Consider the following 15,783-nt stretch of genomic DNA (forward strand, 5'->3'; position numbering starts at 1 on the left):
AGTGTTTTTACCTCTCCAAGGCGTAAATCGGCTTATTCGGCGTGCTAAGTGCCACCTTCCGGTTCAGCTGTCTTGCGAGAGTAAAATGCTGCAATTTTCATGAATCGCAGTCGAGTACACAACAGTCTCTGTAGGAAAGACCGGATCACTCGGTCGGGGCCAGCACCCAGGTAAAGGTTATCCCGGGAGCATCGGGCTCATTCTCCTCCCACATCAGTTCCGCCATCTGCTCCAGCAAGGCATTGAACCGTTCGAGCCGTTCGGCGTCCATGCGAGAGACCAACCGTGCGAAGCCCAGCGTCTTGTCAGGACCTTCAACCGCGGCACCGGGCAGCTTTTGTCCGGCGACAAAGTCCCGCTCAGCCTGGCGCAGCAGAGCACGGACGTGGTCACGCATGATGTCAGCGTTGGCAGGATCTGCCAGCGCTTTGCGCAGTCGCATCCGGCGTGACGGGGTGCGATAGAGCTTCTCCACGCGGCGATTCACCGTCCGTGTACCGTCTTCGAGCACCAGGCCGTGTGTCAGCAGTTGCCGCATGTGGTGGTAGAGCGAGCTTGGCTCCCTCCCTAGTGCCTTACCCAGCTCACTGATCGACATGGTGCCGTGTCCTGCAAGCTGGTCAACGATATCGAGCCGCGCGGCTGATGCGAGACATCGCAGCTGCACGGGATCGAGGATCCACATCGTCTCGCCCTGATCATCCGTTTCGCTTGCTGACTGCTTCAACCTATCCATCCTTTTTGCGCACTCTCAGAATAGCAATCTGGGCATAGAGCACAAACTTTCTATTGAAATATGACTCATTTTTTGAATAAGAAAGCGCGGGACGAAAATTCGGCGCACCTTCGGGCGTAGCCGATCAGGGGTATCACGATGGGCATCGTCCGCTTCCTTCTCGCATTCTCGGTTCTGCTGTCGCACCTTCCACCTGCGACCTTCCACTTCATTTCCGGGGCTTTGGGGGTGCAGGCGTTCTATATCGTGTCCGGATTCTACATGGCACTCATCCTTGATGAGAAATACGCCGATACGCGGTTGTTCTACTCCAATCGCCTGTTGCGTCTGGCCCCTGCCTATTTCGCCGTCATGCTGATCGGTATTGTCGTTCTGATCGCATTCAACATGACTGTCACATCGAGCGCGGGCATTTTTGAAGCGGCATTGTCCAACCCGCTGACCGCTGTGGTGATGCTGTTCGAGAACATTTTCGTGATCGGCCAACACCTGCTCTACTGGTTCTCTCTCGAGGGCGACGGGAGCCTGGTTTTCGATCCTGAAGGCGGCCTTCCGACCGAGACGACCGCGGTCGCATGGCAGGCGCTGATCGTGCCGCAGAGCTGGAGCCTTTCGATCGAGCTGATGTTTTACGCTGTCGCCCCTTGGCTGGCGCGCAAGCAACTGTGGGTGATTGCCGTCATCGCTGCTGCCAGTATCGGTTTGCGCATTGCCGGATACTGGATTCCGGTGGAATTCGGGCTGTGGCAAGGCCGCTTGTTCTCCACCGCGCTCTTCATGTTCCTGTTCGGCATGATCGCCTATCGCGCGCTGCCGCTGGTCGAAGACCTGCCGAAATGGCTACACGGCGCGGTGCTCGCTGCAATGGTGGTGCTGATCGTGTTCCTGCCACAGACAGGAGCCGGTTATCAGGTGCAAGCTTGGAGCGTGTACATCGGCATCGCTGCGGGCGCGCCGTTCGCCTTTGCTCTCACGCGGAACATCAGCTGGGATCGCTGGATCGGGGAAATGAGCTATCCCATCTATCTGACGCACCTGATCGTGGTGGCTGGGGTACTGATATATGAAGTGCCTTACCCCGTGTGGTCGGTGATCGGGATCACCCTCACGGTTTCGGCTCTGCTGATGGTATTTGTAGAGCGCCCGGTGGACAAATGGCGGCAGGCGCGCGTGCGTCGCCGCCAGATCGAGCGCGAAGAAGCTGCAGCAATAGTCGCTTAAGAACGCTTGGTACCTCTGGCCGGACTCGAACCGGCACTTCGTTAGAAACTCGATTTTGAGTCGAGCGCGTCTACCAATTCCGCCACAGAGGCCCGAAGCGCGGGAGGCGTTTAGCCTCTACTTGAGAGCGTTGGCAACAAGCTTGTGCAAGCGTGAATGCAGTGGGTCGTTCGCGGCGATAACCTGCGCGTCGCAGATCTGCTCGGAGCGGCCGCGATAATCGGTCACGAAACCACCCGCTTCGCGCACCAGAAGACAACCAGCCGCCGTATCCCACGGGTTGAGGCCGCTTTCCCAGAAACCGTCGAAACGGCCTGCAGCAAGCCATGCAAGATCGAGCGAGGCGGCACCGAAACGGCGGATACCCGCCACTTCCGGGCCCACAGCGCCGAAAATACGGCTCCATTCGCTAAAGTCGCCGTGCCCCTGAAACGGAGTGCCGGTGGCAATCAGTGCTTCAGACAGATGGCGACGGCCCGATACGCGCAAACGGCCATCGTGCAGCCAGGCGCCACGCGTTTTCTCTGCCCAGAATGTCTCGTCGGTGATCGGCTGGTAAATAACACAAGAGGTGACTTCGCCCCACTCGTCGCTGCCCAGCTTGCGTTCTTGCACGGCAATCGAAATCGCGAAGTGCGGAATACCGTGGAGGAAATTGCTGGTGCCATCCAATGGGTCGATGATGAAACGCGGCATGCCTTCGTCAGCGGGAAGCTCGCCCGCTTCTTCCATCAGGAACCCCCACCCCGGACGCGCGACCTTTAGCTCATCCCACAGGATACGCTCTGCCGCACGATCGGCCTTGGAAACGAAATCCGCAGGCCCCTTGCGGCTGACCTGCAGGTGCTCGACTTCATTGAAGTCACGACGCAACCGGCCACCCGCCTTGCGGGCAGCCTTTTCCATCACGCGGACAATTGCTGGGACTGCAGCCATTTTACGAAAATCTCTTCTTTGCAACAAGCGCGAGTGTGCTCGCGGCGATAAGCATGTATCCGCCCGGGTGAGTAGGAGCGACATAGGTGGCGAGTGGAATCGCAACAGCGAGTGGAATTGCGGCTGTGACCAGTGTCGCGGACCAACTTGGCGTTTCGCCAGAAAATGCGTGATAGGTCCAAAAAGCGGACACGGCCATCCATCCAATTGCCGGCGCTATCCATAACGCGGTGATTGTCCGTCCCTGCACGCCTTCCATCCAGCCACCGACCATGGAAAGGCCGGTGAGGTGGAAAATGGCCGTTGCCAAAAGCAGTAAACCTGCAAGGAGAAAGAAAGGGGATCGCACCCTTAACCAGCCTTGCCGACGTAGGTCTGCTCGTAAACGTCCACCACGATACGCGTACCACTTTCGATGTGCGGGGGTACCATGATACGAACGCCGTTATCGAGCACTGCCGGCTTGTAGCTGGAAGAGGCCGTCTGCCCTTTCACAACCGCATCGGCCTCGACAATTTCGGCTTCGATTTGCTGCGGCAGCTGCACGCTGATGGGCTTTTCTTCCCACAGTTCCAGCTGGACAGACATGCCATCCTGCAGAAACGGGCGTGCATCGCCCAACAGGTCGCTCGGCAAGTTGATCTGCTCGTAGGTATTGGTGTCCATGAACACGAGCATGTCGCCATCTTCATACAGGAACTGGTATTCCTGCGTATCGAGGCGCACCTTCTCCACCGTGTCAGCGCTGCGGAAGCGGACGTTGGTTTTGCGGCCATCCTGCAGGTTCTTCATCTCAACCTGCATATATGCGCCGCCTTTACCCGGCTGGGTGTGTTGGATCTTGGCAACTTTCCAGATGCCGCCTTCGTATTCGATGATATTGCCGGGACGGATGTCCACACCGCTGATTTTCATGGGAGTGCTCGTTGGTTCAAATTGTCAAAGATTGCCGCGCGCCCTAGCTGCAAGTGCGCTCAACGGCAAGCTGCGATGCACAAGGTTCATGACGGCGTCAGCAATGGCTGCTATGGCTGCGTCCATGAAACAGGCTCTCTTCCCGATTGTCATGCTTGGCACTCTCGCCGCTGTACCCGCCTTGGCGCAGGGGCAGATCGGCACTGTGGAGCGTGGTCGCTATGTTTGCGAAATGCCCGGCGATGCCGGCGGCGCGGTAGGCATTGAGCAACCGGAAGAGAACTTCACCATCCGCAGCGCCTCGCGCTATTCCTCCCCGCAAGGCAACGGAACCTATCTGCGCCGCGGCAACACGCTGACGATGACCAGTGGCCCGCGCAATGGTGACCGCTACCGCATCCAGTCGGATGGATTCTTGAGAAAAATCGTCGATGGAGAGCCTGGTCGCCTGCGCTGCGTACGCTCGGGCCGCTGACTATTCGCCGAACAGCCAGAAATGGTGCATGAAGTAGACCTCGCGCGCGAGGAACTGTGCTTTCGGCCAAAAGCTGCGATAGCGGGTGGTCGGGGTAGCGCTGGCCTGCACTTGCATTCCCAAGGCGTCGGCCATTTCGGTTGCGCGGCGCATGTGGAGCGGGTCGGAAACGATCAGGGCGCTATCAAGGCCGGCATCCCGCATCAGCAATTGCGCTTCAACGAGATTGTGCATGGTTGTGCCGGATTCGGTTTCGATCAGGATCGCCTCTTCCGGCAAGCCTTCGGCAAGAGCCATGTCGCGTGCCACTTCGCTCTCGGCTAACGCATCTTCTTCACTGCGTCCGCCAGTGAAGATCAGGCGCTCCACACGGCCTTCGTTGAACAGGGTAATGCCGTGCGAAATCCGTTCACGGAAAACGGGTGACGGTTCAGAGCTATCCACCGCGGCACCGAGCACGATGGCGACGTCAGCGCTGGCAGAAGGACTTTCCGGCGGCCCCGCGCCAATCCAGTAGGCAATCGCGCCAAGCCACCCGACCAGTGCAGGCAGAATCGCCCGGCGGAGCTTCTTCACCTCGTTGCCTTCCGGAAGGCCTCGATTGCTACGACTTCATCGCCGCCCCAGACCGCGTGTGACACAGCGAGGAAATCCGCGCCTGCCTCAACCAGCGGCCTGCAGTTGCCCGGTGTGATACCGCCAATCGCGACGCACGGGATTTCGAACAGATCGCTCCAGAACTCGAGCAGTTCAGGCTCGGGCCGGTGTTCGCTGGCCTTGGTTTCGCTGGGGAAGAATGCACCGAACGCGACATAGTCCGCCCCCGCCTCGCCCGCTTCCATCGCGAGGTGGCGGCTGGCGTGGCAAGTCACGCCGATCTGCATTTCGCGGCCGAGTTCTTCACGCGCCTCTCTCACGTCTCCGTCACCCTGCCCCAGATGCACGCCATCGGCCTTGAGCCGCCGCGCCAGCGCGACATCGTCATTCACGATAAAGGCTACGTCGCGCGCCTGGCAGATTTCGAGCAATGGCTGGGCAAGCCGCGCCGCCTCGTGCTGATCCAGGCCCTTCACGCGGAACTGGAAAGCGGTAACCAGCCCCTCCCCCGCTACCAAAGCACGGTCGAGACGTTGGGGAAAGTCCCCACCCACGTCGAGCGGGGAGATCAGGTAGAGCTGGCAGTCGGGCATACTGCGCTTAGGCGACCGAAGCCTCACAGATGGAATCGATCGCGGTACCGAGCGCGCCGTCGAATTCTTCGTCGCTCTGCTGATGGCGCAGGTCTTGCAGCAGACCGCGGCTGAAGCTTGCGATCATGCCGCTGTTCTTGGCGAGCTCGCGGCAGGCTTCGTCAGTCGAGTAACCGCCCGACAGCGCGACAACCCGCAGCACCTTGGGGTGCTCGACCAGCTCGCGATAGAGGTTGCCCTTCACCGGAATCGAGAGCTTAAGCATCACCTGCTGGCCTTCGGGCAGCGCGTCTAGGCCCTTCAGGATCTCGGCCTTGAGGATTTCCTCACCCTCCGCGCGGTCACTTGCGGTGATGTCATACTCCGGCTCCAACATCGGCATCAGGCCCGCAGCGATGATCTGCTTGCCGACTTCGAACTGCTGCGCAACGTTGGCCGCGATACCTTCCGGGTTCGCCGACTTGATGACAGAGCGCATCTTGGTGCCAAACATGCCCTTGGCGACCGATTTTTCGAGCAGCGCCGGAAGCTTGTCGAGCGGCTTCATCAGCTGCACGCCGTTATCTTCATCGGCGAGGCCCTGATCGACCTTGATAAAGGGCACCACGCCGCGTTCTTTCAGCGCATCGGGCGTCGGCTTGCCGTCGACCTGACCGTCCATGGTCTTTTCGAACAGGATCGCGCCGATTACCTTGCCATTGGCAAAGCTGGGCGCGGTAATCACGCGGCTGCGCATCTTGTGGATCTCGGCAAACATCTCGTCATCACCGTTCCACGCATCGTCTTCCACGCCATACCCGCGCAGGGCCTTGGGCGTTGAACCGCCGGACTGGTCAAGCGCAGCAATAAAGCCTGCTCCGGTAGCGATACGAGTGGTCATTTCAGCGGTGTTCATGCGGTGCTCCTCAGCGCAGAGATTTGTTTGCATGTGCTCCTATTGCGCGCGTTTGAGGAGCGCAACACCAGGGGAGCGGAATCAATGCGGTTTCTTCAAACCCGTCGACAGATTGATCGCCACCGAAATCCGCGTTCCCTCTCCATAAAAAGGGCGAACCGCATGCTGGAGCCAGCTGGGGAACATCACGATCATGCCGGTCTGCGGGCGGATGGAGATTTCGTGCGCTTGCGCAGCGCCGCTCGCGTCCTTCATCCGTAGATCGGGCGCGGTCATCTGCACCATAGGGCTGCGCGGATCGAGCAGCTGCAGCTCTCCGCCCAGCGTCGGATCGTCGTCACCCTCATACCCGTCATCAACATAGGCAACGATCGACCAGAAGCTGCCAGGATGGGTGTGATACTGGTTGGCGTTGCCCTTTTCGCTGACATTTGCCCACAGCTCTGCGTGCCAGCCAAAGCGGCTCGCATCGGGGCTTTTCACATCTACACTGGCCTCTTCCGCCATCGTGATAGCCTTGAACACCAGCGCCTTGGCCGCCTCCCCGCCCCATTCGAGCATTTGCGTGTTGGAATGCCAGCCACCGATATTGCTGATGGAGACACCCTTCCGGTCGCGATCCATCTCCGCAAAGATCGCGTCGCGCAGCATGGCGATCCCCGCTTCACTCTGCAGGCGGTCGATGACGAAGGGCGTGGCGAAGAGGTGGTTGGTATCCGCCATCGAATCAGGCGCTGAGCGCCGCGACGCCAGGCAGTTCCTTGCCTTCCATCCATTCGAGGAAAGCACCGCCTGCGGTCGAGATGTAAGTCACATCGTCAGTCACACCCGCATGCGCGAGCGCGGCCACGGTGTCGCCGCCTCCGGCAACTGACGTCAAGGCGCCAGCCTGCGTCAACGCAGCAGCGGTTTTTGCCAGCGCTACGGTCGCTTCATCGAACGGCGGGGTTTCGAAGGCACCCATCGGGCCGTTCCACACCAGAGTGGCACAGGTTTTGAGCACATCGCCCAGAGCCTCGACCGCCTGCGGACCAACGTCGAGGATCATCTCGTCCTCAGCCACTTCATGGACGTTGCAGGTGCGCAGGCTCGGCGGGTTGGCGGCGAATTCCTTGGCCACCACCACATCATACGGCAGGTGGATCGTGCATCCGGCCCCGTCCGCTGCATCCATGATGGCACGCGCTGTATCGGTCAGGTCGTGTTCGCACAGGCTCTTCCCGACATTCACGCCGTTCGCAGCGAGGAAGGTGTTGGCCATGCCGCCGCCGATAATCAGGTGCTGGACTTGGCGAGAGAGGTTTTCGAGCACAGCGAGCTTGGTGCTGACCTTCGCTCCGCCTACCACGGCGGCAACCGGTGGATTGGGAGTGCCAAGCGCAGCATCCAGCGCCTTCAGTTCTTTTTCCATCGCGCGGCCGGCATAGGCGGGCAGAAGCTTGGCGAGGCCTTCGGTCGAAGCATGCGCACGGTGTGCGGCGGAGAAGGCGTCGTTCACGTAGATATCGCCATTCTCGGCGATAGCCCTGGCGAATTCGGGATCGTTGGCTTCCTCACCCGGCCAGAAGCGGGTGTTTTCGAGGATTCCGATGTCGCCATCGCTCAGGATGCCGACCGACTGTTCCACCACCGGCCCGGTGATTTCGGGAATGAACATGATCTCACGCTCTATCACCCGCTCGACATCGCCCAGAACGTAGCTCAGGCTCATAGTCGAATTGCGCTCGCCTTTCGGGCGACCGAAATGCGCGAGTAGCAGCACCTTCGCACCACGATCCGCGAGTTCGAGTATGGTAGGTGCAACGGCAGTTACACGGGTCAGGTCGGTCGCCTGCCCATCTTTCATCGGCAGGTTGAGATCGACCCGCACCAGAGCACGCTGGCCGGTCAGATCCTGCGGCAGATCATCGAGGGTTTTGAAGCTCATTTTGACACTCCCATTCCCCTCCCGTTCACGGGAGGGGCAGTGAGACTTGGCAGCTTGTCTGCCTAGTCGCAGCGGGGTGGGCCTTGCAGGCCCATGCCCACCCCCGGCCCCTCCCGCAAGCGGGAGGGGAGTTAGATCAGAGGAACTTCGCCATTGCGCCCGCAGTGTCGATCATGCGGTTGGAGAAGCCCCATTCGTTGTCATACCAGCTCACCACGCGGCACAGCTTGCCTTCGAGCACAGCGGTTTCCAGCGAGTCGATCGTCGAGCTTGCCGGATGGTGGTTGAAGTCGCTGCTGACGAGCGGCTTGTCGGTGTAGTCGAGTACTCCCTTCATCGGGCCTTCGGATGCAGCTTTCAGTGCAGCGTTCATCTCGTCTGCCGAGGTTTCACGCCCTGGGGTGAAAACAAGATCAACGAGCGACACGTTCGGTGTCGGCACGCGAACCGAAGAACCGTCCAGCTTACCGGCGAGTTCGGGCAGCACCAGGCCAACCGCACGGGCAGCGCCGGTGGTAGTCGGGATCATGTTCTGCGCACCGCCGCGAGCACGGCGCATGTCGCTGTGCATCTGGTCCAGCATGCGCTGATCGTTGGTGTAGGAGTGGATCGTGGTCATGAAGCCACGCTCGATACCCACCAGATCGTTCAGCACCTTGGCAACCGGAGAAAGACAGTTGGTAGTGCAGCTGGCGTTGGAAACGATCACGTCATCCGCAGTCAGAATGTCATGGTTCACACCGTAAACAATGGTCGCGGTCACTTCTTTCGCCGGTGCAGAGATCAACACACGCTTGGCGCCTGCATCAAGGTGCGGCTTGGCGGCAGAGTGACTCTGGAAGAAGCCGGTGCATTCGAGCACGATGTCCACGCCCATTTCGCCGTGCGGCAGATCGCCCGGGTTGCGCTCGCTCGTCACCGCAATGCGCTTGCCGTTGACGACCAGGTTATTGCCGTCGACTTCCACCGTGCCGGGGAAGCGGCCGTGCGTGCTGTCGAAGCCGAACAGCAGGGCATTGGCGTTGGTGTCGGCCAGATCATTGATCGCCACCAGCTCCAGATCGTGATCATCACGCTCAAGAATTGCGCGCGCAACCAGACGTCCGATACGCCCGAAACCGTTGATCGAAACCTTCGTCGCCATGTTAAAAACTCCTGCTTATCCGTTGATCTTGTTCAAAACTTGCGGCACAATCTGGTCCGCGGTCAGGCCAAACTTCTTGAACAGCTCGCCCGCTGGTGCCGAAGCGCCAAAGCGGTCAATTCCGAAGTTCAGGCCATCGGTGCCCGTGTATCGCTCCCACCCATAGGTGGTCCCGGCTTCAATCGAAACCTTGCAAATATCTGCGGGCAGGATGTCTGCCTTGTACTCGGCGCTCTGCGCATCGAACAGCTCAGTACAGACCATCGAAACAACGTCTGCGCCGATGCCCTCTTTCTCGAGCTTTTCAGCACATTCGAGCGCAAGCGACACTTCCGAACCGGTCGCCACCAGCACCACACCGCGCTTGTTGCCCGCACGCTTCAGGCGATAGGCACCGTGCCAGCACTGGTCGGTCTCGTCGGGCGAATTGCGCACCTGCGGCAAGCCCTGGCGGCTCAATGCGATCACGGTGGGGCGATCAGTCTGGCGGAGGGCAATTTCCCAGCACTCGGCGGTCTCGACCGCGTCGGCCGGGCGCATCACCAGAATGTTGGGCATGGCACGCAAGCTCTGCAGATGTTCGATTGGCTGGTGCGTTGGTCCGTCTTCGCCCAGCCCGATACTGTCATGCGTCATGACGTAGACGACCGGGCACTGCTGAAGCGCCGAGAGGCGGATCGCCCCGCGCGCATAGTCGGTGAAGATCAGGAAGGTGCCGCCATAGGCGGTGATCCCACCGTGCAGCGCCATGCCGTTCATCGCTGCAGCCATGCCGAATTCGCGGATGCCGTAATAGACATAGCGGCCCGAATAATCCTGCGCGGTCATCGGCCCGATGCCGCCCGCCTTGGTGTTGTTCGAACCGGTAAGATCAGCACTACCGCCGATGGTTTCGGGCAACTTGGCGTTGATCTGGTCAAGCGCCATTTCGCTCGCCTTGCGGGTCGCGACCTTTTGCGGCTCTGCCATCAGGCGCTGGGTGTAATTGTGGAGCGAGAAGTTCTCAGGCAGCTCACCCGCCATACGGCGCTTGAATTCGGCTTTTTGATCGCTTGCCTCAAGGCGGCCCTGCCATTCAGAATGGGCTTGCTTGCTACGTTCTCCGGTCGCGCGCCAGTCAGCCATCACCTCGTCCGGGATCACGAACGGATCATGCTCCCAGCCAAGTTCCTTGCGCGCAGCGGCAATCTCGTCATCGCCCAGCGGAGCGCCGTGCACCGCGCTGGTGCCACCCTTGTTGGGCGCGCCCTTACCGATCACCGTGGTGCAACGGATCAGCGAGGGCTTGTTTGTTTCGGCAAGCGCCTCATCGATAGCCCGACGGATCGAGACTGGATCATGACCGTCGCAGTGCGCGACATGCCAACCCGTCGCTTCATAGCGCGCGGGGATGTTCTCAGACGAAGACAGGCCCACTTCGCCATCAATAGTGATGTTATTGTCGTCCCACAGCACGATCAGGCGGCCGAGGCCCATGTGGCCGGCAAGGCCGATCGCTTCGTGGTTGATGCCTTCCATCAGGCACCCGTCACCCGCGATGACCCAGGTCTTGTGATCGACCAGCTCGTCTCCGAACACCGCGTTCAGGTGACGCTCCGCCATGGCCATGCCGACCGACATGGCAAGCCCTTGCCCCAGCGGACCGGTTGTTGCTTCAACGCCAGGAATCAGGAAGTTTTCAGGGTGCCCGGCGCACGGGCTGCCAACCTGACGGAAGTTCCTGATGTCCTCCATCGTCGGACTATCATAGCCCGACAGGTGGAGCAGCGCGTAAATCAGCATCGAGCCGTGGCCTGCCGAGAGCACGAAGCGATCGCGATCCGCCCAGCCCGGTGCTTCCGGATCGAACTTCAGGTAATCGGACCACAGCACCGTTGCGACATCGGCCATACCCATCGGCATACCCGGATGCCCCGAATTGGCGGCCTGCACTGCGTCCATCGAAAGGGCGCGAATGGCATTGGCCATATTGGTGAAACGGGTCTGCTCGTCGCTCATGCAATGCTCCATGCGCTCGCCACACTTTTCGGAGGCGATTCGGTTAGAGGCTGTGTGGTGGGGGCCGCCTCCAAGGTCAAGCAAAGCTCCCGGTGAACCGGGCATTTGGCGCAATTTTGCGTGAGGATTATTCACAGCTTTCGCGCCCATCACTTTGCTGCGGCGGCAATATTGGTTAATTTGGTTGTATGGAGACAAATGCGATCTCTGAGCGCGTGACTGCAGCGCTTGCCCGGATAGAAGCGGCGACGGGTCGTATTGAAGCGGCTGCGCGCAATGTTGCTCCCTCTGGCGGCCCCGGATCGGACCCCGAGCTGGAAGCCCGCTATGCCGAACTGCAGCGCGAAGCGGGCGAGGCGTTGCAGCAGATCGATCGCCTGATCGGAGCGCTGGAGCGATGAGTAACGTCACTCTTGAAATCGCCGGGCGGAAATACACCATTGCCTGTGCCGAAGGTGAAGAGCCGCATATCGAAATGCTCGGCACTTCGATCGACGCCAAGCTCGCGGAGCTCGACAATCTTCACGGTCAATCACCCGAACGCGTATTGCTCTACGCCTCGCTTTTGCTGGCTGACGAATTGCACGAGGCAAAGACAGGTGCTCCCACGCCGGATCCGTCCGAATTGGATGTGGCGACAGCCGAAAAGCTGGAGGCGATGGCCGATCATCTCGAATCTCTTGCAATGCAGCTTGAGACCGGAGCCATCACCTCCTAAGTAGATCGCGGCGGGACTGCCCGGCACGAGCCAGGTGCGAATATCCCTGAGGCTATAAGCAAAAATAGGGAGCTGTCCCTGCCCGACGTACCGGTTCGGCCGTGGCGTCGGTGCATATGGCGCCCACCTGACGTTTAGGCGTCAGAGGATTTCCCGGAAAACGACCCATGGTGGTTCCGCCACATGATTTGACGCCCTACCGCTTCACTGCTTGAGGGCGCCATTTCTTGCCCTAACGCTTCGCTGCTTGAGGGCGGGGTTTCCCCGAAAGGCAACAGCGCCTAGATCATCGGCATGAACGACATCACCGCCTATAAGAGCGTCAAGCGCATTGAGCTTCGCAAGGCCCGGCGCGAGCATGCCGCAGCCTTGCCGCCCGAAGTCAGCGCGCTGGTCATGCGCCGCCCGCCTGCTCCCGTGCTTGGACTGGTGCCGGAGGGCGCGACCATTGGCCTCTACCGTGCAGTCGATGGCGAAACACCAGCCGGCGGCTACGCGCGCTTTTTCATGGAAGCTGGCCACCCGATTGCTCTCCCCCGGATCGAGAATATGGATGGCGACATGACCTTCCACATCCACACCGATCCCTATGGCGAGAGCGATCTCGAGGAAGGCCCCCAAAGCTTGATGCAACCTGCCGCAAGCGCGACGATGGTAACGCCGCAAGTGCTGATCGTGCCGCTGGTCGGCTTTACACAGGACGGTGCCCGGCTTGGCATGGGCGGCGGCTTCTATGATCGGTGGCTGGAGAAGAACCCTGCAACCATTGCCATCGGCCTCGCCTGGGATGTGCAGAAAGTCGACTCCCTTCCCCGCGAGGCGCACGATGTGCCGCTGACCGCCGTGGTCACACCCACCCGCATCTACGGACCTTTCGAACAATGAGAACCGAACCCACCTGGCGCATCCCTGTCGGCGTGCTTGGCCTGCTAGCCGCGCTGCTCGTCTATGGCGTGGTCATTGCTCGCTATGTCCCCGGACTGATCGGCGGATGGCCGGGCCTGTTGCAGGCACTCGTCTACCTTGTGCTCGGCCTTATATGGCTACTGCCGCTACGCAATTTCCTGATCTGGATGGAAACCGGCAACTGGGGCGAGAAGTAGCTTAGCCTTCCGGAACACGTTCGGCGTAGATCGCTTCCAGCTCCTGGTCGCGGATCCAGAAGTCGGTTGTGCGATCCCCCACCAAAACCTCGGCAAGCAGGTCGAAATGGCCGTGCCAGCCTGCGAATACCCCGATCAGCATGTCACGTCCTACAAGACCAGTGTGGACGAGGTGCAACTCGGTCTGTCCGTCTTCCGTCGCGGTAAAGCGCACATCGACTTCGCTCGACATGTCGCCCTGCGATTCGAACCAGGTGAAGGCGAGGCGATGTGGCGGATCCCAGGCTAGAATGCGGGCATTGTGCTCGGCCACTTCTTCGCAGGCGTATTTTTGAGGCGGCGGACTTTCCGAAAGGCGCGTGTGATCGAAGGCGAAGACCAACTCGCCACCCTCGCGGCCATCAGTTGATCCGCCACAGAACCACAGTTTGCGCTTTTCGGGATCGACCCAGAATTCCCATACCTTCTCCGGCGGCGCAGGAAAGATGCGGCGGAATTCCATCGTGTCCAGCGTAACCAGTCTGCCATATTCACTCATCGTCTTCCTCCGCATTGTCCGCCCTCAGTGCAGCATCGAGCGCATTGAGCCGCGAGTCCCAGAATTCGGCATAGTGCGCGACCCAATCGCGCAATTCGCGAAGAGCATTCGGACGCAGGGAGCACACGCGCTCCCGGCCCCGCCGCTCGCGGGTAATCAGCCCCGCGCTTTCGAGCACCCCGACGTGCTTTGATGCACCCGCAAGCGACATGGAAAGCGGCTCCGCCAGTTCGCCGACTGTCCGCTCCCCCTCGCTCAACCGCTGGATCATTACCCGTCGCGTAGAGTCGGCGAGTGCCTTCAGGACATCATCGAGTGCTTCTTGCTCAACCATATGGTTGAGCAATGGAGTGATCAGTTGGAAAAGTCAACCGTTTGGTTGAGTAACGTCAGGTCAGCCCATCCAGCACTGTGCGCCAATCCTCGGGCAGCGGCACAGGTCGGCGCGTTTCACGATCAACGTAGACATGAACAAAATGCCCCTCAGCCGCCGGTTCATCGCTTCCTTGGGCGAAAATGCCTACCTCGTAACGCACGCTCGATGTGCCGAGCTTTGCCACCCGCACACCGGCTTCCACCGTCTGCGGAAAAGAAAGCGGAGCGAAGTAGCGGCACTGGGTCTCCACCACGAGACCGATGATCGCGCCCTGTTCAACATCGAGCACGCCGCGCTCGACCAGTTCGGCATTCACCGCCGTATCGAACCAGGCGTAGTAGGTAACGTTGTTGACGTGGCCGTAGACGTCATTGTCCGCCCAACGTGTCGGGATCTTACGGAAGGCTTTGTAGGCACTCCGGGGCTTGGGATCTGGTCGATTGCTCATAGCGCTGCCTCATACATGCGCCGCGCATCGTCGCGGGTGATTTCTACCATGTTGTTCACCAGCAAACGCTCCTGCTTCATCGCCTCGTCGGCGAGTAGATCGAGATCATCCGCGCCAATGCCCACATCTGTGAGCCGGGGCGACAGGCCTGCTTGCAACGCGAGATCGCGCATATATTCGACGAAAGCCTGCGCCCTCGCCTGCGTTCCGAGCAAAGCGCATCCGGGCTGCATCACGACAGCAAGCTCGGCGTAAAGGTCGCGCGCTGCGGACATCGTGTGTGCGAGAACCTGCGGCAGCATCAACGCATTGGAAAGTCCGTGCGGTACGTGGAAATGACCGCCAAGCGGATAGGCCAGTGCATGTACCCCCGCGCAAGGCGCATTGGAAAAAGCCACGCCCGCCAGATAGCTCCCGCGCAGCATGGCATCGCGCGCATCGAGGTTGTCCGGCTCTTCACATGCCGTAATCAGATTGGCGGAAAGCAATTGCAATGCCTCCTTCGCCAGCGCGTCCGAGATCGGGTTCTTCAACCGCCGTGTCGTGTACGCCTCGATCGCATGGACCATCGCGTCGATACCCGTTGCGGCAGTCACGTGGCGCGGCAGGCCTGTGGTTAGCGTCGCGTCAAGCAGCGCGTAGTCTGCGTAAAGGGCATTGCTGACGACGCCTTTCTTCGTGGTCTCGCCGACGGTCAAAATCGAGATATTGGTCGCTTCCGAGCCTGTGCCTGCAGTAGTTGGAATGAGCAGCAGCAACGGCGCGCGCCGGCCCAAAGCCATGCCAACGCCATAGATGTCCGCGATACGCTCGCCACTCCCGAGCAGGTACGCCACCGCCTTGGCCACATCCATCGGCGAGCCCCCGCCGAAGCCGACCACGCCTGTGGCGCCCATTTCCCGGGCCATATCAAGCGCCGCGAGCACGCTCGCCTCATGCGGGTCTTCCTGCACATCGTCGAACACGCTCACCTCGTGGCGCTCACGCAGGCTGGCAAGCGCGCGATCAGTCAGGCCGAGAGCACGCAAATTGGCATCGGTCACGAACAGGATCGGGCCTTCGGGCACGTAGGGATCGAGATCGCCGCTGGCGCCCAAGCCGCTGACCACCTGCGGGCCGTAGTGGAATTTGAATCTGTTCATCGCGGCCATGCATGCCGCCGC

The 15,783-nt window shown here is 60.4% G+C and carries 21 protein-coding genes and 1 tRNA gene; 6 read left to right on the top strand and 16 right to left on the bottom strand.

The window, feature by feature from the left end; translation table 11 throughout:
* Positions 1–145 precede the first annotated feature (145 nt).
* Positions 146–727 carry a winged helix-turn-helix domain-containing protein gene (locus OOZ52_RS03865; RefSeq protein ID WP_274697156.1) on the bottom strand — a complete coding sequence of 194 codons (582 nt, stop codon included), beginning with the start codon at positions 725–727 and terminating at the stop codon, positions 146–148.
* Positions 728–874: 147 nt separating this feature from the next.
* On the opposite strand from OOZ52_RS03865, the gene OOZ52_RS03870 reads away from it, so the two are divergent.
* On the top strand, positions 875–1,957 hold the full coding sequence (locus OOZ52_RS03870; protein ID WP_274697157.1) for an acyltransferase family protein: 1,083 nt from the start codon (positions 875–877) through the stop codon (positions 1,955–1,957).
* 7 nt (positions 1,958–1,964) lie between these two features.
* Here OOZ52_RS03870 and OOZ52_RS03875 read toward each other — a convergent pair.
* The 4 genes from OOZ52_RS03875 to efp all read right to left on the bottom strand — a co-directional run bounded on the left by OOZ52_RS03875 (position 1,965) and on the right by efp (position 3,808).
* Positions 1,965–2,049 (bottom strand) — tRNA-Leu (locus OOZ52_RS03875).
* Positions 2,050–2,074: 25 nt separating this feature from the next.
* Positions 2,075–2,893, bottom strand: a complete 819-nt coding sequence (locus OOZ52_RS03880; RefSeq protein WP_274697158.1) for an inositol monophosphatase family protein — start codon at positions 2,891–2,893, stop codon at positions 2,075–2,077.
* A 1-nt stretch (position 2,894) separates the two neighbouring features.
* Positions 2,895–3,203: a hypothetical protein gene (locus tag OOZ52_RS03885; protein ID WP_274697159.1), complete on the bottom strand. Its 309-nt coding sequence runs from the start codon at positions 3,201–3,203 to the stop codon at positions 2,895–2,897.
* Between the two features lie 41 nt (positions 3,204–3,244).
* On the bottom strand, positions 3,245–3,808 hold the full coding sequence (efp, locus tag OOZ52_RS03890) for an elongation factor P (RefSeq protein WP_274697160.1): 564 nt from the start codon (positions 3,806–3,808) through the stop codon (positions 3,245–3,247).
* Between the two features lie 124 nt (positions 3,809–3,932).
* On the opposite strand from efp, the gene OOZ52_RS03895 reads away from it, so the two are divergent.
* Positions 3,933–4,283: an elongation factor P gene (locus OOZ52_RS03895; protein ID WP_274697161.1), complete on the top strand. Its 351-nt coding sequence runs from the start codon at positions 3,933–3,935 to the stop codon at positions 4,281–4,283.
* Here OOZ52_RS03895 and OOZ52_RS03900 read toward each other — a convergent pair whose 3' ends face one another.
* The 7 genes from OOZ52_RS03900 to tkt form a co-directional block, all read right to left on the bottom strand.
* Entirely contained in the window at positions 4,284–4,859 is a 576-nt protein-coding gene (locus OOZ52_RS03900) for a YdcF family protein (protein WP_274697162.1), read from the bottom strand.
* Positions 4,856–5,473 (bottom strand): thiamine phosphate synthase, encoded by a 618-nt coding sequence (gene thiE, locus OOZ52_RS03905; protein WP_274697163.1) that lies wholly within the window; start codon positions 5,471–5,473, stop codon positions 4,856–4,858. The genes OOZ52_RS03900 and thiE overlap by 4 nt, the downstream gene beginning before the upstream one ends.
* Before the next feature lie 7 nt (positions 5,474–5,480).
* A complete protein-coding gene (locus OOZ52_RS03910; RefSeq protein WP_274697164.1) occupies positions 5,481–6,368 on the bottom strand; it encodes a fructose bisphosphate aldolase in 888 nt (295 codons plus the stop codon).
* Positions 6,369–6,449: 81 nt separating this feature from the next.
* Entirely contained in the window at positions 6,450–7,091 is a 642-nt protein-coding gene (locus tag OOZ52_RS03915) for a 2OG-Fe(II) oxygenase family protein (RefSeq protein ID WP_274697165.1), read from the bottom strand.
* Positions 7,092–7,095: 4 nt separating this feature from the next.
* Positions 7,096–8,295: a phosphoglycerate kinase gene (locus OOZ52_RS03920; RefSeq protein ID WP_274697166.1), complete on the bottom strand. Its 1,200-nt coding sequence runs from the start codon at positions 8,293–8,295 to the stop codon at positions 7,096–7,098.
* A gap of 136 nt (positions 8,296–8,431) precedes the next feature.
* Complete coding sequence (gene gap, locus OOZ52_RS03925; RefSeq protein ID WP_274697167.1) at positions 8,432–9,439, bottom strand: type I glyceraldehyde-3-phosphate dehydrogenase; 1,008 nt, start codon at positions 9,437–9,439, stop codon at positions 8,432–8,434.
* A 15-nt stretch (positions 9,440–9,454) separates the two neighbouring features.
* Positions 9,455–11,437, bottom strand: coding sequence for a transketolase (gene tkt, locus OOZ52_RS03930; protein ID WP_274697168.1), 1,983 nt, complete (start codon positions 11,435–11,437; stop codon positions 9,455–9,457).
* 215 nt (positions 11,438–11,652) lie between these two features.
* Here tkt and OOZ52_RS03935 point away from each other — a divergent pair, with 215 nt between their 5' ends.
* From OOZ52_RS03935 to OOZ52_RS03950, 4 genes are all read left to right on the top strand, one after another.
* Positions 11,653–11,838 (top strand): hypothetical protein, encoded by a 186-nt coding sequence (locus tag OOZ52_RS03935; RefSeq protein ID WP_274697169.1) that lies wholly within the window; start codon positions 11,653–11,655, stop codon positions 11,836–11,838.
* A complete protein-coding gene (locus OOZ52_RS03940) occupies positions 11,835–12,155 on the top strand; it encodes a cell division protein ZapA (RefSeq protein WP_274697170.1) in 321 nt (106 codons plus the stop codon). The genes OOZ52_RS03935 and OOZ52_RS03940 overlap by 4 nt, the downstream gene beginning before the upstream one ends.
* Before the next feature lie 294 nt (positions 12,156–12,449).
* Positions 12,450–13,040: a 5-formyltetrahydrofolate cyclo-ligase gene (locus OOZ52_RS03945; RefSeq protein WP_274697171.1), complete on the top strand. Its 591-nt coding sequence runs from the start codon at positions 12,450–12,452 to the stop codon at positions 13,038–13,040.
* A complete protein-coding gene (locus tag OOZ52_RS03950; RefSeq protein ID WP_274697172.1) occupies positions 13,037–13,258 on the top strand; it encodes a DUF2842 domain-containing protein in 222 nt (73 codons plus the stop codon). Before OOZ52_RS03945 ends, OOZ52_RS03950 begins: the two co-directional genes overlap by 4 nt.
* A gap of 1 nt (position 13,259) precedes the next feature.
* On the opposite strand, the gene OOZ52_RS03955 is transcribed toward OOZ52_RS03950, so the two are convergent.
* From OOZ52_RS03955 to OOZ52_RS03970, 4 genes are read right to left on the bottom strand one after another with little or no spacing between them, the layout of a single operon-like run.
* Positions 13,260–13,796, bottom strand: coding sequence for an SRPBCC family protein (locus OOZ52_RS03955; RefSeq protein ID WP_274697173.1), 537 nt, complete (start codon positions 13,794–13,796; stop codon positions 13,260–13,262).
* On the bottom strand, positions 13,789–14,130 hold the full coding sequence (locus OOZ52_RS03960) for an ArsR/SmtB family transcription factor (protein WP_274697174.1): 342 nt from the start codon (positions 14,128–14,130) through the stop codon (positions 13,789–13,791). Before OOZ52_RS03960 ends, OOZ52_RS03955 begins: the two co-directional genes overlap by 8 nt.
* A 55-nt stretch (positions 14,131–14,185) precedes the next feature.
* Positions 14,186–14,620: an acyl-CoA thioesterase gene (locus OOZ52_RS03965; RefSeq protein ID WP_274697175.1), complete on the bottom strand. Its 435-nt coding sequence runs from the start codon at positions 14,618–14,620 to the stop codon at positions 14,186–14,188.
* Positions 14,617–15,762 carry an iron-containing alcohol dehydrogenase gene (locus tag OOZ52_RS03970; protein WP_274697176.1) on the bottom strand — a complete coding sequence of 382 codons (1,146 nt, stop codon included), beginning with the start codon at positions 15,760–15,762 and terminating at the stop codon, positions 14,617–14,619. Before OOZ52_RS03970 ends, OOZ52_RS03965 begins: the two co-directional genes overlap by 4 nt.
* Positions 15,763–15,783: the final 21 nt, after the last annotated feature.

It is taken from the genome of Aurantiacibacter sp. D1-12 (genome assembly GCF_028858515.1).
GTDB lineage: Bacteria > Pseudomonadota > Alphaproteobacteria > Sphingomonadales > Sphingomonadaceae > Alteraurantiacibacter.